Genomic DNA, 24,746 nt, shown 5'->3' with positions numbered 1-24,746 from the left:
GTGTTTACAAGCACGACACATACCTTTCGGGAGAATTATGCAATCCTCTGTTAATCAAAAAGAGAGCCGAACGTTCTTCGGCCATCCGTATCCGCTCGGTTCACTGTTTTTCACCGAGATGTGGGAGCGTTTCTCGTTTTACGGCATTCGTCCGTTACTGATCCTGTTTATGGCCGCCACCGTCTATGACGGCGGGATGGGCCTGGCCCGTGAAAACGCCTCGGCGATTGTCGGTATCTTTGCCGGGACCATGTACCTGGCCGCGCTGCCGGGGGGCTGGCTGGCGGATAACTGGCTTGGGCAGCAGAGAGCCGTCTGGTACGGTTCAATTCTGATTGCGCTCGGCCACCTGTCGATTGCGCTGTCGGCCATCATGGGTGACAACCTGTTCTTTATCGGCCTGATGTTCATCGTGCTCGGCTCTGGCCTGTTCAAGACCTGTATCTCGGTCATGGTGGGGACTCTGTATAAAAAAGGCGATGCGCGTCGTGACGGCGGTTTCTCGCTGTTCTATATGGGCATCAACATGGGCTCGTTCATTGCCCCGCTGATTTCCGGCTGGCTGATTAAAACCCACGGCTGGCACTGGGGCTTTGGTATTGGCGGCATCGGGATGCTGGTGGCGCTGATTATCTTCCGCGTGTTTGCGGTTCCGGCGATGAAACGCTACGACAGCGAAGTCGGTCTGGATTCCACCTGGAACAGTCCGGTGGTGAAGCGTAATGGCGTGGGCATCTGGCTGCTGGTGCTGGCGGCAGGTGTGGCAACGCTCGTGACGCTGATTGCGCAGGGCGTGATTGTGATTAACCCGGTCGCGGTAGCCAGCGTGCTGGTCTACGTGATTGCGGCGTCTGTTGCCCTCTACTTTATTTATCTGTTTGTTTTTGCTGGCCTGAACCGTAAAGAACGCGCCAGACTGCTGGTGTGCTTTATTCTACTGGTCTCCGCGGCGTTCTTCTGGTCTGCGTTTGAGCAGAAGCCAACCTCGTTCAACCTGTTTGCCAACGACTACACTAACCGCATGATCGGTGATTTTGAAATCCCGGCGGTTTGGTTCCAGTCGATTAACGCGCTGTTCATCATCCTGCTGGCCCCGGTGTTCAGCTGGGCATGGCCGAAACTCGCGACGAAGAACATCCGCCCGAGCAGTATCACCAAATTCGTGATCGGTATTCTGTGTGCGGCAGCGGGCTTTGGCCTGATGATGCTGGCGGCACAGAATGTACTGAGCAACGGTGGGGCGGGGGTGTCGCCGTTCTGGCTGGTGGGCAGTATCCTGATGCTGACGCTGGGTGAACTGTGCCTGAGCCCGATCGGTCTGGCGACCATGACCCTGCTGGCGCCGGAAAGAATGCGCGGCCAGATGATGGGTCTGTGGTTCTGCGCCAGTGCCTTGGGTAACCTGGCGGCTGGCCTGATCGGCGGCCACGTGAAGGCCGACCAGCTGGATATGCTGCCGGATCTCTTCGCCCGCTGCTCCATCGCGCTGCTGATTTGTGCCGCGGTGCTGATCGTCCTCATTGTTCCGGTGCGTCGTATGCTGGAAAATGCGCAAACGAAACCAGCAGCTAGCGCCTCATAAACCTCAGCGTGCCGGGGCTGGCGTTACGCCCCGGCACGTTATTCCCTGAGGTGAAAATATGCAGTTAGGATTTGTTGGTCTTGGTGCGGTAGTGGAGACAGCGTATCTGCCCGCATTGCGTAACCTGTATGGCCGCCCGGTTCGTTGTTTCGGGTTTGATGTTCTCCCGGCAAAGCACCCTGAAGGCGTGATGCGCTGCGCCTCGCTTGCGGAACTGCTTGCCACCCCGCTTGATACCCTCTTTATCACTACCGCATCGCTGCACCATCTTGAGGTGCTTGAGCAGGCAATCGCCTCACCGATCTCCCGGATTGTGATAGAAAAACCGATTGTCGCCACGCTTCCCCAAATAGATAAGCTTAATGCGCTGCTGGCCACGCCCGGTGCGGCATCCCGCGTGCTGGCGCTCGACCACTGGATGGCGCGCATCGAAACGGTGAAGCGCTCGCTGGTCGATCATTTTTCTGACGTCGTCAGAATTGAAGGCTTTTTGCAGGAGCCAAGCGGGTATAACGCTGTCGGCGAACCCATCGCGCTTAATTTCTCCACCGGTGAACCGGATACCAGAACGCTTCGTCACCCTGATGGCGTGATTCTGGATATCGGTACGCATGTGCTGGCGATGCTGCGTGAAACGATGTGCTTTCTGGGGGGCGATGACGAGATGACGCTACAGGTCGTTGCCGCTAAAGACCGTCTGGGCCGCGCTATTGCAAAAGGAGACCTGACCACGGCGGAAGGTGAGGCGCATCTTCAGGGAAGCATCAGCGGCGTACCGGTGGACATCTGGCTTAACAAATACGCAGGACCTGCGGGCGGGCAAAAAGGCTTGCGTCTGCATCTACGTGACGGGCGCACCATCAGTCATGACCGGCGCGGCGCGGAAGATGTGCTGGAGGTCATTGAGGGGGATGATATCCAGCGCTGGTCTCTCCCCGGCACAATCTACGAGCACTGTCTTGCGGGACATATTCTTGGCGATAAAAGTCTGTTTGAGCGGGATCCGCAGGAGGTGAGCCGTACCACGCGCCGTCGGATCGAGGAAGTTGCGCTGCTGCTGACCTTGCAGCAACAGTTGCGTGGTCCGCACTGAACGCAACGTGGTAAAATTACCCCAGACCTGAATGCTTTGAAGGAGTCACCATGACGATTACCTGCCCGGATTGCCAGGCAACGCTGGAGCCCCAGAATGGGGTGGCGCAGTGCGAGAACTGTAACAAAGACATTGCGCTTGAAGCCCGTTGCCCGGAGTGCCATCAGCCGCTCCAGGTTTTAAAAGCCTGTGGCGCGGTGGATTATTTCTGCCAGAACGGCCACGGCTTAATCTCTAAAAAGCGCGTGGAGTTTATTCCGGCAGAACGTTAATCACACACGCAGCCTTCGCCTTTCTGCCACAGTTCGACCAGCGACTCGGGTGCTTCCTGCTCGGGCACCAGCACGATGATATCAGCATAATGTGCCTGATTCTGCCCGTTCCAGATAATCTGGATGCGGAAATAGCGCTGGTCACCGCTGCCGGGTGACGTGGCTTGCCCGGGCGGCTGGCCGCGTGGAAACGCCTGCTCCAGGATGCTCACCAGGCGCTGGCGCTGGGCCTCATTGAGCGAGGACAGCGCGATGGTGCGCTGACCGCTCAGCTTAGGAATAAAAGCGACGCCGCCTTCCCGGGCCAGCTCAACTACGGCGTCATCCGTCAGTTCCGGAACCTGCATTTACAGCACTCCCACCTGTTCCCAGGCTTGTTTTATGGCCGCTCCGACGTCGCTACCGGAGCGTTTCTCTCCGTGCGCGATCGTCAGTTTTGCGAAGGCCTCAAAATCTGCATCCTGCGCCAGATTGCGATCGCAAACTGTGTCGTACCAGGCATAACCCGCTTTTTCCCAGGCGTGACCGCCGATCGCCGTCGCGGCCAGATAAAACGCCCGATTGGGGATACCGGAGTTCAGATGCACGCCGCCGTTATCCTCGCGCGTTTTAATGAAATCTTTCATGTGCGCGGGCTGCGGATCTTTGCCGAGCAGCGGGTCATCGTAGGCGGTGCCGGGTTCAGACATCGAGCGCAGCCCTTTGCCGTTAATTCCTGCGGCCAGCAGCCCTTCACCAATCAGCCAGTCTGCTTTATCGGCGGTTTGCTTCAGATGATACTGTTTCACCAGCGAGCCAAACACGTCAGAGAGAGACTCGTTTAGCGCGCCCGACTGTTCAAAATAGATAAGTCCGGCCTCGGTCTCGGTTACGCCGTGGCTCAGTTCGTGCGCCACCACGTCAATGGCAATCGTGAAGCGATTAAATATTTCCCCGTCGCCGTCGCCAAATACCATCTGCTGACCATTCCAGAAGGCGTTCTGATATTCCCGGCCGTAGTGAACGGTCCCGGTCAAAATAAGCCCTTTATTATCGAGTGAATCGCGCTGATATTCTTTCCAGAAGAAATCATGGGTAATCCCTAAATACGCGTAGGCTTCATCGACCGCGACATCGCCATTCGACGGCTGACCCTCATAACGCACCTGGGTACCCGGCAGCTCCTGGGTTTGCTTCGCATCGTAAATATCGCGCTCAAGCTGACCGGCTTTATTCACGTGCGGGGCGGCGGGCTTGCCCGGCATATGGGCCATTAACGTCTGCACGTGGGTTAAGGTCTGACGGGCGCAGCGCTGCTGCGGCTCGGAGCCCGTTTCGATAATACGACGCAGAATATAAGGGGGAATAACGCTATAAAGATGGGTCATGCAGCTCTCCTTATCAAAAAAGGGAATAGCTGCAGTATAGTAAGTAACCGGCGAAGAATTATCCGGTTTTGCGCTGACGCGTCTTTTTCACCGGTTTAATTGATTTCACTTCGCTTTCTACCCAGCCGTCAGACAGGCGGGTGGTCAGCACATCCCCGGCTTTGACCTGTTTGGTTTGTTTCAGCACTTTCCCGTCCGTCGCGGTGGTGACGCTATAGCCGCGCGCCAGCGTGGAGAGGGGGCTGACCGCTTCAAGATGGGTCACCGCATTGCCAAAACGTTCGCGGGTGGTACTCAGCCGGGCGCGGAGAGTCTCCGCCAGACGAAACTCCAGCTGCTGAATCCGCGTTTGCGCGCGGTAAATTTTCGGCTGCGGATTTTGCTGGTTAAGGCGCTGCGTCACGCGCTGCTGGCGCGAAACGGCGCGTTTCAGCTGAGTATCCAGCGCGATATTCATGCGCTGGCGCAGACGATCCAGCACCGTCTGTTGACGCGCCAGGCGCAGCTGCGGGTGCTGCTGCTGCAGACGATGATGAAGCTGGGTAAAGCGACGGGTACGGTTGGCGAGGAAGTAATCCATCGCCATTTCAAGGCGCTGCTGGCCGTTCTGGATCTGACGCAGCAGCTCCAGCTGGTTACGACTCACCACTTCTGCCGCCGCGGAAGGCGTAGGCGCACGTAAATCCGCGACAAAATCGGCTATCGTTACGTCCGTTTCATGCCCGACGGCACTCACGACGGGGATAAGGCTGGCAAAGATTGCCCGCGCCACGCGCTCGTCGTTAAAGCTCCACAGATCTTCCAGCGAGCCGCCTCCGCGCCCGACGATGAGCACGTCACACTCCTGGCGCGCATTCGCCAGCGCAATGGCGCGCACAATCTGGCCCGGCGCATCGTCGCCCTGCACGGCGGTCGGGTAGATGATGACGGGCAGGGAAGGGTCGCGACGCTTGAGGACGTGCAAAATGTCATGCAGTGCCGCACCGGTTTTTGAGGTGATAACCCCAACGCAGTGGGCAGGAGAGGGCAGCGGTTTTTTAAACTGCTGGTCGAAAAGCCCCTCGGCAGAAAGCGTTGCTTTTAACTGCTCATACTTCTGCTGCAACAGCCCTTCGCCCGCAGGCTGCATGCTCTCGACGATAATTTGATAATCACCGCGCGGTTCATACAGGGTAATATTGGCGCGAACCAGAACCTGCTGGCCGTGCTGCGGACGAAACGTCACGCGGCGGTTGCTGTTGCGGAACATCGCGCAGCGCACCTGGGCGGTGTCGTCTTTTAAGGTAAAGTACCAGTGGCCGGAAGAGGGCTGCGTGAAGTTAGAGATCTCACCGCTGATCCAGACCTGCCCCATTTCCTGCTCAAGCAGCAAACGCACCGTCTGATTCAGGCGGCTGACGGTATAAATTGAGGGGGATTGAGAGGATAACATGTGAGCGGGATCAAATTCTAAATCAGCAAGTTATTCAGTCGATAGTAACCTGCTGAGAGGCAATCGCAAGCATTTTTTTTAAAAAAGTGTAGATGCAATCGGTTACGCTCTGTATAATGCCACGGCAATATTTAACCACCCAGGTCAGAGATATTGCCCATGCTACGTATCGCTAAAGAAGCACTGACGTTTGACGACGTCCTCCTCGTTCCCGCTCATTCCACCGTTCTGCCGAATACTGCCGACCTCAGCACGCAGTTGACGAAAACCATTCGTCTGAACATTCCTATGCTCTCCGCGGCAATGGACACCGTGACTGAAGCGCGCCTGGCTATCGCCCTGGCACAGGAAGGCGGCATTGGCTTTATCCATAAAAACATGTCTATCGAGCGTCAGGCGGAAGAAGTTCGCCGCGTGAAGAAACATGAATCCGGCATTGTGTCTGACCCTCAGACCGTTCTGCCAACCACCACTCTGCACGAAGTGAAAGCCCTGACCGAACGTAACGGCTTCGCCGGTTACCCGGTTGTGACCGAAGATAACGAGCTGGTTGGCATCATCACCGGCCGTGACGTGCGCTTCGTGACTGATCTGAACCAGCCTGTCAGCGTCTACATGACGCCAAAAGAGCGTCTGGTGACCGTTCGCGAAGGTGAAACCCGCGACGTAGTGCTGGCGAAAATGCACGAAAAACGCGTTGAGAAAGCGCTGGTTGTGGATGCGAACTTCCATCTGCGCGGCATGATCACCGTGAAAGATTTCCAGAAAGCAGAACGTAAACCTAACGCCTGTAAAGACGAGCATGGCCGTCTGCGCGTCGGTGCAGCGGTGGGTGCCGGTGCCGGTAACGAAGAGCGTGTTGATGCGCTGGTGGCTGCGGGCGTTGACGTCCTGCTGATCGACTCCTCTCACGGCCACTCCGAAGGCGTTCTGCAGCGTATTCGTGACACCCGTGCTAAGTACCCGGACCTGCAGATCATCGGCGGCAACGTGGCAACAGGCGCAGGCGCTCGTGCGCTGGCGGATGCCGGCTGCAGCGCGGTGAAAGTAGGTATCGGTCCAGGCTCTATCTGTACTACCCGTATCGTCACCGGCGTGGGCGTTCCGCAGATCACCGCGGTATCTGACGCGGTTGAAGCGCTGGAAGGCACCGGTATTCCGGTTATCGCTGACGGCGGTATCCGCTTCTCTGGCGACATCGCGAAAGCCATCGCCGCGGGCGCTGCTGCCGTGATGGTGGGCTCCATGCTGGCCGGCACCGAAGAATCCCCGGGTGAAATCGAACTCTACCAGGGCCGTTCTTACAAATCCTATCGTGGGATGGGCTCCCTGGGCGCGATGTCCAAAGGTTCCTCTGACCGTTACTTCCAGACCGATAACGCCGCTGACAAACTGGTGCCGGAAGGTATCGAAGGCCGCGTTGCTTATAAAGGCCGTCTGAAAGAGATCATTCACCAGCAGATGGGCGGCCTGCGCTCCTGTATGGGTCTGACCGGCTGTGGTACCATTGACCTGCTGCGTACCAAAGCGGAATTCGTACGCATCAGCGGTGCGGGTATCCAGGAGAGCCACGTTCACGACGTGACGATCACCAAAGAGTCCCCGAACTATCGTCTGGGCTCCTGATTTTTCTTCGCCCGACCTCGTGTCGGGCGATTTATTTAATCTGTTTCACTTGCCTCGGAATTAGCGTCAATGACGGAAAACATTCATAAACATCGCATCCTCATCCTCGATTTTGGTTCTCAGTACACTCAGCTGGTGGCGCGTCGCGTACGTGAACTGGGCGTTTACTGCGAACTGTGGGCGTGGGATGTCACGGAAGCACAGATTCGCGAATTCAATCCAAGCGGCATCATCCTGTCCGGCGGCCCGGAAAGCACCACCGAAGAGAACAGCCCGCGCGCGCCGCAGTACGTGTTCGAAGCAGGCGTGCCGGTATTCGGCGTCTGCTACGGTATGCAGACCATGGCCATGCAACTGGGCGGCCACGTAGAAGGCTCTAACGAGCGTGAGTTCGGTTATGCACAGGTAGAAGTCGTCACCGACAGCGCACTGGTACGCGGTATCGAAGACTCCCTGACCGCTGACGGCAAACCGCTGCTGGACGTGTGGATGAGCCACGGCGACAAGGTCACCGCTATCCCGTCTGACTTCGTGACCGTTGCCAGCACCGAAAGCTGCCCGTTCGCGATCATGGCGAACGAAGAAAAGCGCTTCTACGGCGTGCAGTTCCACCCGGAAGTGACCCACACCCGTCAGGGTATGCGCATGCTGGAGCGCTTCGTGCGCGACATCTGCCAGTGTGAAGCGCTGTGGACCCCGGCAAAAATCATCGACGACGCCGTGGAGCGTATCCGCCAGCAGGTTGGTGATGACAAAGTGATCCTCGGCCTCTCCGGCGGCGTCGACTCCTCCGTGACCGCGATGCTGCTGCACCGTGCCATCGGCAAAAACCTGACCTGCGTCTTCGTGGACAACGGTCTGCTGCGTCTGAACGAAGCCCAGCAGGTGATGGACATGTTCGGTGACCACTTCGGTCTGAACATCGTTCATGTGGAAGGCGAGCAGCGTTTCCTGGACGCGCTGAAAGGCGAGAACGATCCGGAAGCCAAGCGTAAAATCATCGGCCGCGTATTCGTGGAAGTGTTCGACGAAGAAGCGCTGAAGCTGGAAGACGTTAAATGGCTGGCTCAGGGCACTATCTATCCTGACGTGATTGAATCAGCTGCTTCAGCAACCGGTAAAGCACACGTCATCAAATCTCACCACAACGTGGGCGGCCTGCCGAAAGAGATGAAGATGGGTCTGGTTGAACCGCTGCGCGAGCTGTTCAAAGATGAAGTACGCAAGATCGGTCTGGAACTGGGTCTGCCGTACGACATGCTCTACCGTCATCCGTTCCCGGGCCCGGGTCTCGGCGTGCGCGTACTGGGTGAAGTGAAGAAAGAGTACTGCGACCTGCTGCGTCGCGCAGACGCGATCTTCATCGAAGAGCTGCACAAAGCTGACCTGTACAACAAAGTAAGCCAGGCGTTCACCGTGTTCCTGCCGGTTCGCTCCGTCGGCGTAATGGGCGATGGCCGTAAGTACGACTGGGTTGTTTCCCTGCGTGCGGTAGAAACCATCGACTTCATGACCGCGCACTGGGCGCACCTGCCGTATGACTTCTTAGGCCGCGTGTCTAACCGCATCATCAACGAAGTGAACGGTATTTCCCGCGTGGTGTATGACATCAGCGGTAAGCCACCGGCTACGATTGAGTGGGAATGATTTAACGACTGGCAATAGCCAGCGCGCAAAAACAGTAAAGTACTCTTAGCCCGCGTAACTGCGGGCTTTTTTGTACATATAGTTGGACATTTACATTTTGAATAATGATAGCCGACCCGAAGAGCCAGTTCGGTTTTTGTGCGCTGGCTAAAATGATCACAGTTTCGTGCCATTTCGTCTCATCACCTTTACTTATTTTACTTGCACCGTATTAGGAGGGCGTTTTATTTCTTTGCAGAAAGTTTTTTACGCAGAGTGGTTGCCCGGCGCAATACACCCACTTTAGGATTCATTGCAAGTGCCTGTTCATAGGCTTCCAAAGCGTCAGATAACTGCCCAAGCGATTCAAACGACTCCCCTCTGATCCTGTGAGCTAGCGCTCCCCAGTCATATCGTTCTCGGGCTCCCTGCGTAAGAGCTGTATCAGCGACGCTCAGAGCTTTCCTGGCGCTTTCCTCGGTGGTATCCGTCTTAAGCAACTCCTGCGCGGCCATAATCTTTGTGGCGTAATCACCCTTGTTCAACTGGGCTATCTGTAGTGATTCAGCATCAAGGAACTCACCAGCGGTGGAATAACGGAAGTATCCAAGATCACGAAGATTGACGCGTAGTTGGCATAACTCTCCGTCAGCGTTTGTATCGAATAAATAGCAATCTGCCCAGGTCCCGACGGGGCGAACTGTAAACATTTGCTGTCTTTTTTGAAGATCGAGAACCTCCAAAATATTACTGTCTTTATTATCTGCATTTGCTGTCTGGACAGCTGCGTACCGGCCACATTGGGACAAACCAATATTAAAGATATTGGCGCAGTAATGCCGACGATAGATTTCATCACCGCTGGTGTTGATAGCGATGACATCCCCGCTAAGTGCACTACCGAAACCACAATCGTGGACTATGAAACTACCGGAATCAGAAACAGCGGCATCGACAGGGCGTGCAAAACATTTTAGCTCATACACAATCCTGTCAGAGGGGTAATCGACAAGAATGACACGGCCATTGCCCTTCATCCTGTGGCCTCCAAGGCTGCCACCATCCGAATCATCGCAGCCCACCACCCAGCGCTTATCCGGCGAAATATTTGCGTGACCGAAGAAGTAAGGGTGATCCACGGTAAGCCATTTACCCTCCAGTTCCGTGTTGCGTTCATGCGTAGATGAAGGTTCTCTCTTGCCAGATTGATGCCCTAAGATACTGCGTAGTTTTCCAATTAAACCCATCGCCCTGTTTCCTGTTAGCCCTGCCTGGTAGCAATATAAGCCAGGTTTGTAATAATCGTAACGGACTAACCAGAATTTATTTGACGCGCCTCGAATTCCATAATAAAAAAATTCACAAGAGATATGTTTAAAAAATAAAATATTCGTGTCATGAATATTTTGCCGAAATATTTAGACCATGCTCCTATTTGCGGTTGATATCACCACAAATAAAGGAGTAGCTTGTAGTAGAGAAAAAGTTATATCCAATGGAGAATGACCATGAGCACATATGAACTTGTACGCAAAACAAAAATCGATGGTGATTTCGAAGGGTTTGATGACGAGGTTTTATTCAGGTTTGTTGACGGGACATACTGGATACAGGCGCAATACATGTACTGGTATCATTATGCCTATCGACCTGATGTCAATCTCTTACGAGCGAATGGGCGGTTTTATCTGCAGATAGATGGGAAAGACAAAGTTGTACCCGTCAGACAAATCACTGATGTCATCCAATCACGAATTGATGGCGAATTTTAAGGATGGGAAGGCGAAACCGTTTACACTCTCACTAACGGGCAGGTGTGGAAGCAATGCACCTACCACTATGAATACAAGTATTCATACAGACCGGAGGCATTAATTTACAATAGCGGAACAGGTTACAAAATGCAGGTTGAAGGTACTACAGCAGATGTGCGAAGAGTTAAGTAAAGCAATCACTGTACACAGAGTCAGCTTATGCAAACAATAAATGTCCAGCGGCATTTAACGCCTCTGTCGCTATTCCTGGCAGAGCGAATAATCAGCCACCGTTAACAACAAGGTTATAATCTAATGTTTCAGTACAAAATGGTCCAGGTTCCACCCAACATTTCAGTCAGGGCTAAAGACAACAAAATCGGTATTGCTGCGCAATACCTTGAGGACGTGGTCAACGAGTGGGCAGCGCAGGGCTGGGAATTTCAGCGAGTTGATACTATCGGTATTGAAGAACGACCAGGCTGTTTTGGCGGCAGTAAGGTCAAATTTATGCAGTACTATGTTATTACCTTCAGGAAAGAGGTGTAACTGTGCTGCGTAGTCTGAGCTTCTGGCTGATACTGCTTTACCGCAAACATGCACCAGACAACGTCAGACGGCGCTGTCGCTATCATCCTTCATGTTCAAAATATACGTTTGTCAGCATCAAGCGCTTTGGTTTCTGCCGGGGATGGAAAATTGCCTTCAAGCGTTTTCAGCGCTGCAGGCCGCCGAACGGTGGAATCGATTATCCACCACACCGTTGTCACTGAGTGAGCTAGCTTTCGGATGTCCTGCTAAGCGTCACGCTTTGGTCACAATGAATAATGCTGTACCAGAACGATTAAGAATAAAATAAGTTCTCCCGCAGCCTTATTGCGCTGGCGGTGACTACTTAGACGGATGATTTATCTACCTCATAAGTGCTGCCATTGCATTCACCGGTAATCAACAAAGCCGGGCTAAAGTGGATAGGCAATATGCAAAGTTATTTAGATACAGGAATGAATTTCCTGCGCCTCGCTGCGTAAAGTAGAGCAGAGTTCCTAGATAAGAATTCAGCCAAACATTATGGTGGCCTGATGCATCTGGTTCCCCAATAACATGGAGTCTCTATGGAATATTTTGAAGCTAAATTATATTTATTAGGAAAGTGGCGAATTATTGCATTATTACTTAATGCTATGCTTTTCCTTGGTAGTTGCTACGGGTTGTACCTCACGGGGATCTTTACAAGGTCATGGTATAATGAAGGTAATGCTGCGGTGTGCTTATTGATTATGTTTACCTCGGCATTAAGCATCATGTCTATCAATCAGCCAGTCATTATGGATAAGACTGATGACGAGGCATCTTCATTGCTATCTTTATGGTGGAAACGAAAGAAGCTCGAACATTTATCAAAAATAAAAGAATATAAAAAATAACGTAAAGTCTGCGGCCCGGCGTGCCGGGCCGGAGGCGTGAACTATTTTCCGCTGTTATCCCGGCGATACGCCAGCGCCACCACCAGCGACTGCACCAGGCACAGCGTCGCCGACTGGGACCGAAACGCGTCCACCTGCGCCTCTTTCACTACAAAGCAAAGATCGCTGAACGTCGCCAGCGGGCTGATCTGGCTGTCCGTAATCACAATCTGCCGCGCCCCGACGCTGGCGGCGGTTTCGCTGACCATCACCGTCTCTTCCGCATATGGCGAGAAGCTAATCGACACCACAATGTCGCGCGCCTTAATGCGGCTGATCTGCTCGCGCAGCATCCCACCCATACCGTCGAGCAGAATAGGGCGACACTCCAGGTGGCTCAGGGCATAGGTGAGGTAGGCCGCGACGCTAAAGGAGCGGCGCAGTCCGGCGATGTAGATGGTGTCGGCGTCGGCCAGCAGCTGTACCGCGCGCTCCAGCATTTCCGGTTCGGCGCGGGCGGCCAGCTGCTGTAGCGCCTGGGCGTTTGAACGGGCGAACTCCTGCAGGATGTCGAGCGGGGTTTCGGGCACGGCCTCGCTCTCCATTTCGCGGAAAAGCCGGGCACGGTCGCTGTAGCTGGCGGTCTCCTCCACCAGGTTCATGCGAAACAGCTGTTTCATTTCGTTGAAGCCGGTGAAGTCAAAGGCGTTGGCGAAGCGGATCAGCGTCGAGGGCGGCACGTCGGCGCGCTCGGCAATCACGGCAACCGTATCAAAGGCCACGCTGTTCGTATTATCCAGCACATAGCGGGAGACCTGCTGCAGCCTCTTGCTCAGGCTATCGTAGCGATCGCGGATTTGCTGCTGCAGTTCGTTCAGGCTGGTTGCTGTCGTCATGTTATCCCCCAAATACAGTCCTGTGATTCTAAACGCAAAACCGCGTCTTTTAAATGTCGGCCATCCATCTGGCAGCAAAAATGAAACAGAAGCTTCAGTCATTCCCACGCCCGAAATGCCTTAATAGCGCACGCTGCGTCAGTATTGTTGGCTGTTAACATAAAAATCCATCCTTGATCACAATAATCATCATTTATTTTATTTCAACTTAAAATGGAATATTTGTTTCATATATAGTGTTCGGTACACAGTGTTCAGGTAACAGTCACGTATCAACAGCGAGAGGTTAAGGATGGAGACGGTAGCGAATTTTATTCACGGCGAATGTGTCACCGGTTCAGGCCAGCGCGTTCAGGCGATCTTCAACCCGGCCACCGGCAAGCAGATCCGCCAGGTGGTGATGAGTACGGCACAGGAAACGGAGCAGGCAATTGCCGCCGCGCAGCAGGCGTTTCCTGCGTGGGCGCGTCATGCTCCGCTTAAGCGCGCGCGCGTGATGTTCCGCTTCAAGGCGCTGCTGGAAGAGAACATGGATCGCCTGGCCCGTCTCATCAGCGAAGAGCACGGCAAGGTCTTCTCCGACGCGGTGGGCGAACTCACCCGTGGTCTGGAAGTGGTGGAATTTGCCTGCGGTATCCCGCATCTGCAAAAAGGTGAGCACTCAGCCAACGTCGGCACCGGCGTTGACAGCCACTCGCTGATGCAGCCGCTCGGGGTCTGCGTTGGGATCACGCCGTTTAACTTCCCGGCGATGGTGCCGATGTGGATGTTCCCGATTGCGCTGGCGACCGGAAACACCTTCGTGCTGAAACCGTCAGAAAAAGATCCCTCCCTGGCGCTCGCGCTGGCGCAGCTGCTGAAAGAGGCTGGCCTGCCGGACGGCGTGTTCAACGTGGTGCAGGGTGACAAAGAGTCAGTTGACGTGCTCCTGACCGACCCGCGCGTGCAGGCGGTGAGCTTTGTCGGCTCGACGCCGATTGCCGAATACATTTACCAGACCGCGTCCGCCCACGGAAAGCGCTGTCAGGCACTGGGTGGCGCGAAAAACCACTGTATTCTCATGCCGGATGCCGACATGGAAATGGCCGCCAACGCCATTATGGGCGCAGGCTTCGGTGCGGCGGGGGAGCGCTGCATGGCGCTCTCGGTGGTGCTGGCGGTGGGGGATAAAACCGCCGATGACCTCTGCGCCCGGCTGGAAAAACAGATTGCCTCCCTGCGCGTCGGGCCGGGTCTGGACCAGACGCCGGAAAACGAAATGGGGCCGCTCATCTCCTCGGCGCACCGTAGCAAGGTGCTGGGCTATATCGACAGCGGGGAAGCGCAGGGCGCGACACTTCGCGTGGACGGTCGCAGCTTCAGCGTGCAGGGGCACGAGCAGGGCTATTTCGTCGGGCCGACGCTGTTTGATAACGTCACTCCGGAGATGACCATCTATAAAGAAGAGATTTTCGGCCCGGTGCTTTCTGTGGTGCGCGTAGCAGATTACGCCAGCGCGGTGGACCTGATTAACCGCCATGAATATGGTAATGGTTCGGCAATCTTCACCCGTGACGGCGGCTGCGCGCGTCGCTTCTGCGAAGAGGTGCAGGCGGGCATGGTCGGGGTCAATGTGCCGATCCCGGTGCCGATGGCATTCCACAGTTTCGGTGGCTGGAAGCGCTCTATCTTTGGTGCGCTCAACGTCCACGGCAACGACGGTGTGCGTTTCTACACCCGAATGAAAACCATCACCGCACGCTGGCCGGAAATGCAGCAGGAGACAGGCGCTGCGTTCTCCATGCCAACGCTGGGCTGACAGGAGGCGTTATGCAAACCGAACGTATGACTATGGCCCAGGCGCTGGTCCGATTCCTTAATCAACAATACGTCAGCGTGGATGGCGACGAAATGCCCTTCGTGGAGGGCGTGGCGACTATTTTCGGGCACGGTAACGTACTCGGCATCGGCCAGGCGCTGGAACAAGATCCGGGCCATTTGCAGGTGATGCAGGGCTGCAACGAGCAGGGCATTGCCCATATGGCGACGGGATTCGCCAAACAGCACCGCCGTCAGCGCATTTTCGCCGTCACCTCCTCCGTCGGGCCGGGCGCCGCCAATATGGTGACCGCGGCGGCAACCGCTACGGCGAACCGCATTCCGCTGTTATTGCTGCCGGGCGATATCTACGCCAGCCGCCAGCCGGACCCGGTGCTGCAGCAGATCGAGCAGTATCACGATCTCAGCATCAGTACCAACGACTGCTTCCGTCCTGTCTCTCGCTACTGGGACCGCATCAACCGTCCCGAGCAGCTGATGAGCGCCATGCTAAGCGCGATGCGAACGCTTACTGACCCCGCCAATACCGGGGCGGTGACCCTCTGCCTGCCGCAGGACGTGCAGGGGGAAGCCTGGGATTATCCCCTGAGCTTCTTCGCGCGCCGCGTGCACCACATCGAACGTCGTCCGCCTGACCCGCAGCGTCTGGCGCAGGCGCGGGCGTTGATCGCCCGCAAGCGTCGTCCGCTGGTGGTGTGCGGCGGCGGCGTGCGCTATTCCGGCGCGCATGAGGCGTTTCGCGAATTTGTCGAGACGCTGCAGCTGCCGTTTGCCGAAACCCAGGCCGGGAAGGGGGCGCTGGTAAGTGACCACCCACTTAACCTGGGTGGCGTTGGGGTGACGGGGGGACTGGCGGCCAACCAGCTCGCGCCCCAGGCGGATTTAGTGATTGGCATCGGCACGCGTCTCACGGACTTTACCACCGGCTCCAAGGCGCTCTTTTCCCATCCGGACGTCGAATTTCTGTTGCTGAACGTGGCGGAGTTTGACGCCCTGAAGCTGGACGCCACCGCACTGATCGCTGATGCTCAAACCGGGCTTCAGGCCTTAACCCACGCGCTCAGGGATTATCGCAGTAGCTGGGGAGACGCGATCGCCCAGGCGAAATCCGCGTGGCGCGACGAGTGCCGTCGCCTGTGGGATCGCCAGTGGCATCCTGCTGATGCGCCCGAAGTGGCAGGGCACCTGGATAGCCAGCTGGTGGAATATGGCGAAACGCTCAACACTCGCCTGACCCAGACGCGGGTGCTGGGGCTGATCAACCAGCATATTGAAGATAGCGCCATCGTGGTGGGGGCGGCCGGATCGCTGCCGGGCGATTTACAGCGGCTCTGGCAGGTGAAAACGCCGGATAGCTATCACCTGGAATACGGATACTCCTGCATGGGCTACGAGATTGCGGCGGCCATCGGTGCGAAGCTCGCCAGACCCGACCAGCCGGTGTACGCCATGGTGGGGGATGGCTCGTACATGATGCTGCACTCCGAGCTGCAAACCGCGGTGCAGGAGGGGATTAAGGTCACCGTTCTGCTGTTTGATAACGCCAGCTTTGGCTGCATTAACAATCTGCAGATGGGGCATGGCATGGGGAGCTTTGGCACCGAAAACCGCCATCGCAACCCGGAAACCGGACGGCTGGACGGGCCGCTGGTGAAGGTCGATTTTGCCCAAAACGCGGAAAGCTACGGCTGCCGCGCGTGGCGGGTGAACGATGAGCAAAGCCTGCTGGCGGCGCTGGAGGCGTCACGCGCGCATCCGGGCCCGACGCTGCTGGACATCAAGGTGCTCCCGAAGACCATGACCCATGACTACGCCTCGTGGTGGCGAACCGGCGACGCGCAGGTGGCGGCGTCTTCTGCCGTGCGTGAAGCCGCTCTGCAAACGCAGGCGCAGGTGAAAAAAGCCCGCCAGTATTAAGTTTTCCCGCCTTAACGAAATTTTCATTTCATTTTCCCCTCACCCTAACCCTCTCCCCAAAGGGGAGAGGGGATGGTGTGGTGCACTCTTTTCTCCCTCGCCCCTTTGGGGAGAGGGCAGGGGTGAGGGGTTAGCAGCACCTTCTCCCATGTTGTGAGATTGATAACAAAATTTATCTCATTCATCTCAAAAGTGTTAACCCGCACTCAAAAACATAATTTTCACTATTTATAAAAATGAAATAAATGTTTTATTTATAGGGTCGTTAGTTCACAGCATTCACCAACACCGGGAGCCGTTATGTTTAACATTGCTTTACTGGGCGCTGGCCGAATTGGCCAGGTACATGCAGCTAACATCGCCAGCCACGGCGCGACCACGCTCTGGTCCGTGGTTGACCCGAATCAGGAATTTGCCACCCGTCTCGCCACGCAGTATCAGGCCCGTCAGCAGAGCCTGGATGAAGCGATGACCGACCCTAACGTTCACGCCGTGCTGATTGCCTCCGCCACCGATACCCACGCGGACCTGATTGAAATGGCCGCCCGCCATGGCAAAGCCATCTTTTGCGAAAAGCCGGTACACCTCGACCTTGCCCGCGTGCGCGACTGCCTGAAAGTGGTCAAAGAGTACGACGTGCCGCTGTTTATCGGCTTTAACCGCCGCTTTGACCCGCAGTTCCGCCGGGTGAAAACCGACGCCCAGGCCGGGCGCATCGGCAAGCCGGAATCGTTGCTGATTATCTCCCGCGACCCGTCTCCGCCGCCTGCAGAGTACGTGCGTGTCTCCGGCGGCATGTTCCGCGATATGACCATTCACGACTTTGATATGGCGCGCTTCATCATGGGCGAAGAGCCGGTGTCGGTCTATGCCCAGGGCAGTAACCTGGTCGATCCGGCGATTGGCGAGGCGGGGGATATCGACACCGCATTTATCGTTCTGAAATATTCTTCCGGCGCGATGGCGACCATTGTCAACAGCCGCCGCTCATCTTACGGATACGACCAGCGCCTGGAGCTGCACGGCTCCGAAGGGCTGCTGTGCGCGGGCAATATTCTGGAAAACCAGGTGCAGCACTACGGCAAACAGGGCTGCACCAGCGCGCTGCCGGAACACTTCTTCCTGCAGCGCTACAAATCCGCTTACGCCGCGGAATGGGAACACTTTGTTGCGGTCCTGCGCGGCGAAGCGGTGCCTGACTGCAGCGGTGATGATGGTGAACGTGCGCTGTACCTCGCGGATAAAGCGCTGGAGTCGCTGCGTAGCCAGCGCGAGATCGTCCTCTAAACACAACCACCCTACACAGAGAGACATAATAATGAAAAAACTGATCGTAGCCGCCCTCATCGCCATGACGTCCGGGGCTGCCCTCGCCGAAAACGAGCAAATTGTTTTCAGTACGCCAAACCTGGCCATGCCGTTTGAAGTACACATGCAGCGCACGGCGGTGAAAGCCGCAAAAGAGATGGGCGTGAAGCTTCAGGTGCTGGACGGGCAGGGCAGTTCACCGAAACAGGTGGCTGACCTGGAAAATGCCATCACCCGTGGGGCGCAGGGCTTTATCGTCTCCCCGAATGACGTAAACGCCGTCTCCAGCGCGGTAGATGAAATTCAGGATGCGAAGCTGCCGGTGGTGACCCTTGACCGCTCCGTCGACAGCCAGAAAAAAGTTCCGCACTTCGGGGCTAACAACTACAAAGGCGGCCAGGCGATTGGCGACTTCGTGAAAACCAAATTCCCCGACGGGGCGGAGATTATTCTGCTGACCGGTCAGCCGGGATCCTCCTCCAATATTGAACGCACCAAAGGGATCCGCGACAGCCTGAAGGCGGGCGGGGATAAGTACAAGATCGTCGCCGATCAGACCGGGAACTGGATGCGTTCGGAAGGGATGCGCATCGTGGAAAGCGTTCTGCCTTCTCTGCCGAAGCGCCCGCAGGTGATCCTCTCCGCTAACGACGATATGGCGCTGGGCGCGATTGAAGCGCTGCAGAGCCAGGGCGTGAAGCCGGGCGAAATTCTGGTCACCGGTTTTGATGCGGTACCGGAAGCGCTGGCCCGCGTGCGCGACGGCTGGCTGGCGGTAACGGCGGATCAGCGTCCGGGCTTTGCGGTGCAGACGGCGATGAGCCAGCTGGTGGCCAACGTGCGCGAGAAGAAAGCCATCACCGGGGCCGACTACCCGCCGACGCTGATCACCAAAGAGAATCTGCAGCAGGCAGAACGTATCGGTGAGGCCGGTAACTGACGTATCCGCAGCCGCCGCGCGAGCGGCGGCGCACTCTAAAGGAGGAGCAGACCGATGTCGCAACCCTTACTGAAAGTGACCGACCTGGCCAAAAGTTTTTCCGGCGTCTGGGCGCTGAGCAGCGCTCAGCTGACCGTCGGCGCGGGGGAGATCCATGCCCTGCTGGGGGAAAACGGAGCGGGAAAATCCACGCTGCTGAAGGCGCTCGCGGGCGCGCAGCCGCAAACCCGGGGGGATATCTGGTTTAACGGCGAAATGCTGCCGGTGGATGATTCCCCCGTTGAGCGGCAAAACAAGGGCATTATCACCATCTATCAGGAATTTAACCTGCTGCCCAATATGACCGTCGCGGAAAACATGTTTCTCGGGCGCGAACCGCGCAAACGTAACCTGATCGTCGACGAAAAAGCGGTTAACCAGGAGGCGCAGGTCATTCTCGATTACCTGCAGCTGAACGTTGCGCCAACCACGCCGGTGGCCCGCCTGAGCGTCGCCCAGCAGCAGATGGTGGAGATTGCCCGGGCGCTGACCCTCAACGCCAGGCTGATTATCATGGATGAACCTTCTGCCGCGCTGAGCGACAGCGAGGTGGAAAGCCTGCACCGCGTGGTGCGTGAGCTGAAAAACCGCGGGGTGAGCATTATTTACGTTACCCACCGTCTGCATGAAGTTTTCCAGCTCTGCGACCGCTTCACCGTTTTCCAGGACGGCCGTTTCACCGGTACCGGTGCGGTGGCGGAAACCAACGTTGAGCAGCTGATCCGCCTGATGGTCGGGCGCGACGTGGCCTTTAATCGTCGTCCGGCCAGCGAAACGCATCATGAAGACAAACCCGTCCGCCTGGCGGTGAAGGGGCTGAGCCGCGAGAAGCCGCCGCTCGATCCCCACGGCATTGCCCTGCACGACATCAGCTTCCACGTCCACGCCGGGGAAGTGTTAGGGATTGCTGGCCTGGTGGGCGCGGGGCGTACCGAAGTGGCGCGCTGTCTGTTCGGCGCAGATGCCTTTACCTCCGGCAGCTTTGAGCTGGACGGCGTGCCGTACCAGCCGCGCGACCCGCTCTACGCCCTCGATCAGGGCGTGGCGCTGGTACCGGAAGACCGTAAAAAAGAGGGGGCGGTGCTGGGGCTGTCGATTCGCGACAACCTGTCGCTCTCCTGCCTCTCCTCGCTGCTGCAGTGGCGCTGGTTCGTGAATACCCGCAAAGAGGACGACCTGATTGAGTCCTACCGCCAGGCGCTGCAGATCAAAATGGTCAACAGCGCGCAGGAGGTGCGCAAGCTCTCCGGCGGTAACCAGCAAAAGGTGATCCTCGCGCGCTGCATGGCGCTCAATCCCCGGGTGCTGATTGTCGATGAGCCGACGCGCGGTATCGACGTGGGCACCAAATCGGAAGTGCACCAGGTGCTGTTTGAGATGGCGAAAAAGGGCGTGGCGGTGATCGTGATCTCCTCCGATCTGCCTGAAGTGATGGCGGTATCTGACCGGATCATCACCCTCAGTGAAGGGCGGGTGACCGGCGAGATCCACGGTGACGACGCTAACGAAGAACGGCTGATGACGATGATGGCCATCAACCACAACGCCCTGAACGCGGCATAACGGAGTTTCTCATGACGCAGATGATTTCTAAAACGCAGGCCCCGGTCAAACGCGCCGGACGCATCGATCCCATCGCCTTCTTCGAGCGATTCGGGGTGCTGATTTTCATGATCCTGCTGCTGATCTTCTTCCAGTCGCAGAACAGCAACTTTTTCTCTGAACGCAATATTTTCAACATATTAACTGAAGTCTCCATCTACGGGATCATGGCCGTGGGGATGACTTTCGTCATCCTGACCGCCGGGATCGATCTCTCCGTCGGCTCCATTCTGGCGGTGTGCGCCATGACTGCGGCGTACGTGATCAAGGGCGACAACTTCACCACCGTCGACCCGAACGCCTGGGGAGGCATGAGCTGGCTGATTGGGCTGGGGATTTGTCTGGCGATGGGCACGGCAATTGGCTTCCTGCATGGTCTGGGCGTCACGCGCCTGCGCCTGCCGCCGTTTATAGTCACCCTCGGCGGGATGACCATCTGGCGTGGCCTGACGCTGGTGATTAACGACGGCGCGCCGATTGCCGGTTTCGACCCGGGTTACCGCTGGTGGGGGCGCGGGGAGTTGCTCGGCATCTCCATTCCTATCTGGATATTCGCCCTCGTCGCCCTGGGGGGGTATCTGGCGCTGCATAAAACCCGCTGGGGCCGTTTCGTCTACGCCATTGGCGGAAACCCGGAGGCGGCACGCCTGGCGGGGGTGAACGTCAAGCGCGTACTGGTCAGCGTCTACGTGCTGATTGGCTGTCTGGCGGGGCTGGCGGGCTTCATTCTGAGCGCGCGTCTGGGAAGCGCCGAGGCGGTAGCCGGGATCTCCTTTGAGCTGCGCGTCATCGCCTCGGTGGTGATCGGCGGTACCTCGCTGATGGGCGGTTACGGGCGTATTGGCGGCACCATTATCGGCTCCATCATCATGGGCATTCTGATTAACGGCCTGGTGCTGATGAACGTCTCAGCCTACTACCAGCAAATTATCACCGGATTAATTATCGTTCTGGCGGTGGCGTTTGACACCTACGCCAAGAGCCGTCGCGGCGCACTGTGAGGATCATGATGAAAGAGGTTCGTATTGGATTGATTGGCACCGGGTATATCGGCAAGGCGCACGCCATCGCCTATGCCCAGGCCCCGACGGTGTTCAACCTGCGCGGCAGGCTGGTGCGCGAGATGGTGGCGGAAGTTACGCCGGAACTGGCGGCAGCGCGGGCGCAGGCGTTTGGCTTCAACCGCTCCACCGGGGACTGGCGGGCGCTGGTGGCCGACCCGGCCATTGACGTGGTGGATATTTGCTCTCCCAACCATCTGCATAAAGAGATGGCGCTGGAGGCGATCCGTCACGGCAAACACGTCTACTCCGAAAAGCCGCTGGCGCTCAACGCCCATGACGCGCGTGAAATGGTCGACGCCGCAAAGCGGGCAGGGGTGAAAACGCTGGTGGGGTTCAACTACATGAAAAACCCGACCGCGCAGCTGGCGAAGGAGATTATCGCGCGCGGCGAGATTGGCGAGGTGATCCACTTCTACGGCACTCACAACGAAGACTATATGGCCGACCCGCTCTCGCCCATTCACTGGCACTGCTTCAAAGAGACCGCAGGCCTGGGGGCGCTGGGCGACCTCGCGGCGCATATCGTCAATATGGCCCAGTACCTGGTGGGAGATATCGAGCAGGTCTGCGGCGACCTGAAGATCGTGGTCCCGGCACGTCCGGCGAAGGCGGGTTCGGCAGAAATGATTGCCGTCGAAAACGAGGATCAGGCCCACGCGATGGTGCGTTTTGCGGGCGGGGCGCAGGGCGTCATTGAAACCTCCCGCGTCGCCTGCGGCCGCAAGATGGGGCTGTCGTATGTCATCACCGGGACGAAAGGTGCCATCAGTTTCACTCAGGAGCGCATGGCCGAGCTGAAGCTCTATCTGCATGACGACCCGGTGAACCGTCAGGGGTTCCGCACGCTGCTCGTCGGCCCGGCTCACCCGGACTACGGTGCGTTCTGCATGGGGGCAGGCCATGGGATTGGCTTTAACGATCAAAAAACGGTGGAGGTGCGTGACCTGGTGGACGGGATTGCCGCCGACGCGCCGATGTGGCCGGACTTCGAAGAGGGCTGGAAGGTGTCTCGCGTGCTGGACGCGATAGCACTCTCACACCTGGAAGGCCGCTGGCTGAACGTGAACGACATTGTCTGAAGAGGGTTCAACGTGGAAAAGCAGTTTGATGTGATATGCATGGGCCGCGTGGCGGTAGACCTCTACAGTCAGCAAATTGGCGCCCGTCTGGAAGATGTGTCGAGCTTCGCCAAATATCTTGGCGGGTCGTCCGGCAACGTTGCGTACGGCACCGCGCGACAGGGGTTACGCTCGTCGATGCTGGCGCGCGTCGGCGATGAACATATGGGCCGCTTCCTGCGGGAAGAGTTAAACCAGGTGGGCTGCGATACCAGCCATCTGATTACCGACAAAGAACGCCTCACGGCGCTGGTGCTGCTCGGCATTAAAGACCGGGACACTTTTCCTCTGATTTTTTATCGCGATAACTGCGCGGATATGGCGATTACCGCCAGCGATGTGGACGAAAGTTACATTGCCTCCGCACGGTGTCTTGCCATCACCGGGACTCACCTTTCTCATCCCCAGACCCGCGAGGCGGTGCTGACGGCGCTGGGCTATGCCCGCCGCCACGGCGTGCGCACGGTGCTGGATATCGACTACCGTCCGGTGCTGTGGGGGCTGACCTCCTTAGGTGACGGGGAAACGCGCTTTATCGCCGCCGATAAGGTCACCCGCGAGCTGCAGGAGGTGCTGCACCTCTTCGACGTGATTGTCGGCACCGAGGAGGAGTTCCACATTGCGGGCGGCAGCACCGATACCTTGCAGGCGCTGGCGCAGGTGCGTGGCGTGAGTCAGGCTACGCTGGTCTGCAAACGCGGCGCGCTGGGCTGTTCGGTCTATACCGATGCCATTCCGCCTCGTCTGGACGACGGCCTGACGGTGACCGGCGTGCGCGTCGAGGTGCTGAATGTCCTCGGCGCAGGGGACGCGTTTATGTCCGGCCTGCTGCGCGGTTACCTGAACGACGAAGGCTGGGAGCAGGCGTGCCGCTATGCCAATGCCTGCGGTGCGCTGGTGGTCTCCCGCCACGGCTGCGCTCCGGCGATGCCGAGCAAAACAGAGCTGGATGATTATCTTTCCCGCGCCGCACGTGTTCCGCGCCCGGATCTTGACCCGCGTCTTAACCATCTCCACCGGGTGACGACCCGCCGTCGCGAATGGCCGGAGCTGTGCGTGATGGCTTTCGACCATCGCAGCCAGCTGGAAGAGATGGCGCTGCAGTGCGGTGCGTCGATCGGGCGCATTCCGGCACTGAAGCAACTGATCCTCCAGGCCAGCCGCGAGGCGGCAAACCGCGCCGGGCTGGAGGGTAAAGCCGGTCTGCTGTGCGACGGCACCTTTGGTCAGGATGCGCTAAACGCTATCACCGGAGAAGGGTGGTGGATTGGTCGTCCCATCGAGCTGCCGGGCTCCCGGCCGCTGGAGATGGAGCACGGTAACATCGGCACCCAGCTCATCAGCTGGCCGCAGGAGCACGTGGTGAAATGTCTGGTCTTTTTCCATCCGGAAGATGCCCACGGCCTGCGCCTTGAGCAGGAGCAGAAAATCGCCGAGGTGTACCACGCCTGCTGCCAGTCCGGGCATGAACTGCTGCTGGAGGTGATATTGCCCGCCAGCATGCCGCGCAGCGACGCGCTCTACCTGCGCGCCATCTCCCGTTTCTACAACCTGGGGATTTACCCTGACTGGTGGAAACTGCCGCCGCTCTCAGCCAGCGGCTGGACGGCACTGAACGAGATTATCGAACGTCGGGACCCGCACTGCCGCGGGGTGGTGATCCTCGGTCTGGATGCCCCGGCAGAGCAGCTGCGTGCCGACTTCAAAGCCGCCGCAGGGCAGACGCTGGTTAAAGGCTTCGCCGTGGGGCGCACGCTGTTTGGCGACGCCTCCCGCGCGTGGCTGAAACACGATATTGACGATGCGCAGCTGGTGGCGCGCATCCGGGACAACTACCTGCAGCTTATCGCCTGGTGGCGCGAGCGCGGACACGCATAATGGAGACG

The 24,746-nt window shown here is 57.5% G+C and carries 22 protein-coding genes; 17 read left to right on the top strand and 5 right to left on the bottom strand.

Going from position 1 to position 24,746, the window contains the following annotated elements; all coding sequences use genetic code 11:
• Window positions 1-37 precede the first annotated feature (37 nt).
• From A4308_RS21110 to A4308_RS21100, 3 genes are read left to right on the top strand one after another with little or no spacing between them, the layout of a single operon-like run.
• Window positions 38-1,582 (top strand): peptide MFS transporter, encoded by a 1,545-nt coding sequence (locus A4308_RS21110; protein ID WP_023331072.1) that lies wholly within the window; start codon window positions 38-40, stop codon window positions 1,580-1,582.
• Window positions 1,583-1,640: 58 nt separating this feature from the next.
• Window positions 1,641-2,675, top strand: a complete 1,035-nt coding sequence (locus tag A4308_RS21105; protein WP_023331071.1) for a hypothetical protein — start codon at window positions 1,641-1,643, stop codon at window positions 2,673-2,675.
• Between the two features lie 50 nt (window positions 2,676-2,725).
• Window positions 2,726-2,947, top strand: a complete 222-nt coding sequence (locus A4308_RS21100; RefSeq protein ID WP_045281148.1) for a zinc ribbon domain-containing protein — start codon at window positions 2,726-2,728, stop codon at window positions 2,945-2,947.
• Here A4308_RS21100 and A4308_RS21095 read toward each other — a convergent pair.
• From A4308_RS21095 to xseA, 3 genes are read right to left on the bottom strand one after another with little or no spacing between them, the layout of a single operon-like run.
• Window positions 2,944-3,294 carry a protealysin inhibitor emfourin gene (locus tag A4308_RS21095; protein WP_045281147.1) on the bottom strand — a complete coding sequence of 117 codons (351 nt, stop codon included), beginning with the start codon at window positions 3,292-3,294 and terminating at the stop codon, window positions 2,944-2,946. The genes A4308_RS21100 and A4308_RS21095 overlap by 4 nt on opposite strands.
• Entirely contained in the window at window positions 3,295-4,314 is a 1,020-nt protein-coding gene (locus A4308_RS21090) for a M4 family metallopeptidase (protein ID WP_014884801.1), read from the bottom strand. It lies immediately after the preceding gene.
• A gap of 58 nt (window positions 4,315-4,372) precedes the next feature.
• Complete coding sequence (xseA, locus tag A4308_RS21085) at window positions 4,373-5,746, bottom strand: exodeoxyribonuclease VII large subunit (protein WP_023331070.1); 1,374 nt, start codon at window positions 5,744-5,746, stop codon at window positions 4,373-4,375.
• Between the two features lie 159 nt (window positions 5,747-5,905).
• Between xseA and guaB the strand changes: the two genes are divergently transcribed.
• Together guaB and guaA are read left to right on the top strand one after the other, a co-directional pair.
• On the top strand, window positions 5,906-7,372 hold the full coding sequence (guaB, locus tag A4308_RS21080; RefSeq protein WP_014884799.1) for an IMP dehydrogenase: 1,467 nt from the start codon (window positions 5,906-5,908) through the stop codon (window positions 7,370-7,372).
• Between the two features lie 69 nt (window positions 7,373-7,441).
• Window positions 7,442-9,019 carry a glutamine-hydrolyzing GMP synthase gene (gene guaA / locus A4308_RS21075; RefSeq protein WP_006811514.1) on the top strand — a complete coding sequence of 526 codons (1,578 nt, stop codon included), beginning with the start codon at window positions 7,442-7,444 and terminating at the stop codon, window positions 9,017-9,019.
• A gap of 224 nt (window positions 9,020-9,243) precedes the next feature.
• Here guaA and A4308_RS21070 read toward each other — a convergent pair whose 3' ends face one another.
• Window positions 9,244-10,245, bottom strand: coding sequence for a hypothetical protein (locus A4308_RS21070; protein ID WP_045268337.1), 1,002 nt, complete (start codon window positions 10,243-10,245; stop codon window positions 9,244-9,246).
• Window positions 10,246-10,506: 261 nt separating this feature from the next.
• Between A4308_RS21070 and A4308_RS22350 the strand changes: the two genes are divergently transcribed.
• The 4 genes from A4308_RS22350 (at window position 10,507) to A4308_RS21055 (ending at window position 12,179) form a co-directional block, all read left to right on the top strand.
• Entirely contained in the window at window positions 10,507-10,770 is a 264-nt protein-coding gene (locus tag A4308_RS22350; protein ID WP_045281144.1) for a hypothetical protein, read from the top strand.
• A 297-nt stretch (window positions 10,771-11,067) separates the two neighbouring features.
• On the top strand, window positions 11,068-11,301 hold the full coding sequence (locus A4308_RS21060) for a hypothetical protein (RefSeq protein ID WP_045260197.1): 234 nt from the start codon (window positions 11,068-11,070) through the stop codon (window positions 11,299-11,301).
• Window positions 11,302-11,303: 2 nt separating this feature from the next.
• Window positions 11,304-11,525: a membrane protein insertion efficiency factor YidD gene (gene yidD, locus A4308_RS23035; protein WP_071890889.1), complete on the top strand. Its 222-nt coding sequence runs from the start codon at window positions 11,304-11,306 to the stop codon at window positions 11,523-11,525.
• A 342-nt stretch (window positions 11,526-11,867) separates the two neighbouring features.
• Window positions 11,868-12,179, top strand: a complete 312-nt coding sequence (locus tag A4308_RS21055) for a hypothetical protein (RefSeq protein WP_045281143.1) — start codon at window positions 11,868-11,870, stop codon at window positions 12,177-12,179.
• A gap of 41 nt (window positions 12,180-12,220) precedes the next feature.
• Here A4308_RS21055 and A4308_RS21050 read toward each other — a convergent pair whose 3' ends face one another.
• The gene (locus A4308_RS21050) at window positions 12,221-13,054 is read right to left on the bottom strand and encodes a MurR/RpiR family transcriptional regulator (RefSeq protein ID WP_023333015.1); all 834 of its coding nucleotides are present in this window, start codon (window positions 13,052-13,054) and stop codon (window positions 12,221-12,223) included.
• A gap of 292 nt (window positions 13,055-13,346) precedes the next feature.
• Between A4308_RS21050 and A4308_RS21045 the strand changes: the two genes are divergently transcribed.
• The 8 genes from A4308_RS21045 to A4308_RS21010 all read left to right on the top strand — a co-directional run bounded on the left by A4308_RS21045 (window position 13,347) and on the right by A4308_RS21010 (window position 24,738).
• Complete coding sequence (locus A4308_RS21045) at window positions 13,347-14,852, top strand: CoA-acylating methylmalonate-semialdehyde dehydrogenase (RefSeq protein WP_045281142.1); 1,506 nt, start codon at window positions 13,347-13,349, stop codon at window positions 14,850-14,852.
• Window positions 14,853-14,863: 11 nt separating this feature from the next.
• Entirely contained in the window at window positions 14,864-16,789 is a 1,926-nt protein-coding gene (iolD, locus tag A4308_RS21040; RefSeq protein ID WP_045281141.1) for a 3D-(3,5/4)-trihydroxycyclohexane-1,2-dione acylhydrolase (decyclizing), read from the top strand.
• Between the two features lie 300 nt (window positions 16,790-17,089).
• Window positions 17,090-18,076 (top strand): inositol 2-dehydrogenase, encoded by a 987-nt coding sequence (iolG, locus tag A4308_RS21035; RefSeq protein WP_045281140.1) that lies wholly within the window; start codon window positions 17,090-17,092, stop codon window positions 18,074-18,076.
• 31 nt (window positions 18,077-18,107) lie between these two features.
• Window positions 18,108-19,037: a sugar ABC transporter substrate-binding protein gene (locus A4308_RS21030; RefSeq protein ID WP_008502118.1), complete on the top strand. Its 930-nt coding sequence runs from the start codon at window positions 18,108-18,110 to the stop codon at window positions 19,035-19,037.
• Window positions 19,038-19,091: 54 nt separating this feature from the next.
• Window positions 19,092-20,639 (top strand): sugar ABC transporter ATP-binding protein, encoded by a 1,548-nt coding sequence (locus A4308_RS21025; protein ID WP_014884793.1) that lies wholly within the window; start codon window positions 19,092-19,094, stop codon window positions 20,637-20,639.
• An 11-nt stretch (window positions 20,640-20,650) separates the two neighbouring features.
• Complete coding sequence (locus tag A4308_RS21020) at window positions 20,651-21,679, top strand: ABC transporter permease (protein ID WP_014884792.1); 1,029 nt, start codon at window positions 20,651-20,653, stop codon at window positions 21,677-21,679.
• A gap of 8 nt (window positions 21,680-21,687) precedes the next feature.
• Window positions 21,688-22,821: a Gfo/Idh/MocA family protein gene (locus A4308_RS21015; protein WP_014884791.1), complete on the top strand. Its 1,134-nt coding sequence runs from the start codon at window positions 21,688-21,690 to the stop codon at window positions 22,819-22,821.
• A 12-nt stretch (window positions 22,822-22,833) separates the two neighbouring features.
• Window positions 22,834-24,738: a bifunctional 5-dehydro-2-deoxygluconokinase/5-dehydro-2-deoxyphosphogluconate aldolase gene (locus A4308_RS21010; protein ID WP_023331065.1), complete on the top strand. Its 1,905-nt coding sequence runs from the start codon at window positions 22,834-22,836 to the stop codon at window positions 24,736-24,738.
• The last annotated feature ends 8 nt before the right edge of the window (window positions 24,739-24,746 follow it).

Source organism: Enterobacter sp. ODB01 (genome assembly GCF_001623605.1).
Classification (GTDB): domain Bacteria; phylum Pseudomonadota; class Gammaproteobacteria; order Enterobacterales; family Enterobacteriaceae; genus Enterobacter; species Enterobacter kobei.
Note: the sequence above shows the minus strand (reverse complement) of the source record. Positions and strands in the feature narration are given on the sequence as shown.

What these genes read in the sequence shown, in the direction of transcription:
- A4308_RS21105 (WP_023331071.1), top strand. Translation starts at nt 1,641, where the DNA reads ATGCAGTTAGGATTTGTTGGTCTTGGTGCGGTAGTGGAGACAGCGTAT.
- A4308_RS21020 (WP_014884792.1), top strand. Translation starts at nt 20,651, where the DNA reads ATGACGCAGATGATTTCTAAAACGCAGGCCCCGGTCAAACGCGCCGGA.
- guaB (WP_014884799.1), top strand. Translation starts at nt 5,906, where the DNA reads ATGCTACGTATCGCTAAAGAAGCACTGACGTTTGACGACGTCCTCCTC.
- xseA (WP_023331070.1), bottom strand. Translation starts at nt 5,746, where the DNA reads ATGTTATCCTCTCAATCCCCCTCAATTTATACCGTCAGCCGCCTGAAT.
- guaA (WP_006811514.1), top strand. Translation starts at nt 7,442, where the DNA reads ATGACGGAAAACATTCATAAACATCGCATCCTCATCCTCGATTTTGGT.
- A4308_RS21030 (WP_008502118.1), top strand. Translation starts at nt 18,108, where the DNA reads ATGAAAAAACTGATCGTAGCCGCCCTCATCGCCATGACGTCCGGGGCT.
- A4308_RS21095 (WP_045281147.1), bottom strand. Translation starts at nt 3,294, where the DNA reads ATGCAGGTTCCGGAACTGACGGATGACGCCGTAGTTGAGCTGGCCCGG.
- iolG (WP_045281140.1), top strand. Translation starts at nt 17,090, where the DNA reads ATGTTTAACATTGCTTTACTGGGCGCTGGCCGAATTGGCCAGGTACAT.
- A4308_RS21110 (WP_023331072.1), top strand. Translation starts at nt 38, where the DNA reads ATGCAATCCTCTGTTAATCAAAAAGAGAGCCGAACGTTCTTCGGCCAT.
- A4308_RS21050 (WP_023333015.1), bottom strand. Translation starts at nt 13,054, where the DNA reads ATGACGACAGCAACCAGCCTGAACGAACTGCAGCAGCAAATCCGCGAT.
- A4308_RS22350 (WP_045281144.1), top strand. Translation starts at nt 10,507, where the DNA reads ATGAGCACATATGAACTTGTACGCAAAACAAAAATCGATGGTGATTTC.
- A4308_RS21100 (WP_045281148.1), top strand. Translation starts at nt 2,726, where the DNA reads ATGACGATTACCTGCCCGGATTGCCAGGCAACGCTGGAGCCCCAGAAT.
- A4308_RS21070 (WP_045268337.1), bottom strand. Translation starts at nt 10,245, where the DNA reads ATGGGTTTAATTGGAAAACTACGCAGTATCTTAGGGCATCAATCTGGC.
- iolD (WP_045281141.1), top strand. Translation starts at nt 14,864, where the DNA reads ATGCAAACCGAACGTATGACTATGGCCCAGGCGCTGGTCCGATTCCTT.
- A4308_RS21055 (WP_045281143.1), top strand. Translation starts at nt 11,868, where the DNA reads ATGGAATATTTTGAAGCTAAATTATATTTATTAGGAAAGTGGCGAATT.
- A4308_RS21090 (WP_014884801.1), bottom strand. Translation starts at nt 4,314, where the DNA reads ATGACCCATCTTTATAGCGTTATTCCCCCTTATATTCTGCGTCGTATT.
- A4308_RS21060 (WP_045260197.1), top strand. Translation starts at nt 11,068, where the DNA reads ATGTTTCAGTACAAAATGGTCCAGGTTCCACCCAACATTTCAGTCAGG.
- A4308_RS21025 (WP_014884793.1), top strand. Translation starts at nt 19,092, where the DNA reads ATGTCGCAACCCTTACTGAAAGTGACCGACCTGGCCAAAAGTTTTTCC.
- A4308_RS21045 (WP_045281142.1), top strand. Translation starts at nt 13,347, where the DNA reads ATGGAGACGGTAGCGAATTTTATTCACGGCGAATGTGTCACCGGTTCA.
- A4308_RS21015 (WP_014884791.1), top strand. Translation starts at nt 21,688, where the DNA reads ATGAAAGAGGTTCGTATTGGATTGATTGGCACCGGGTATATCGGCAAG.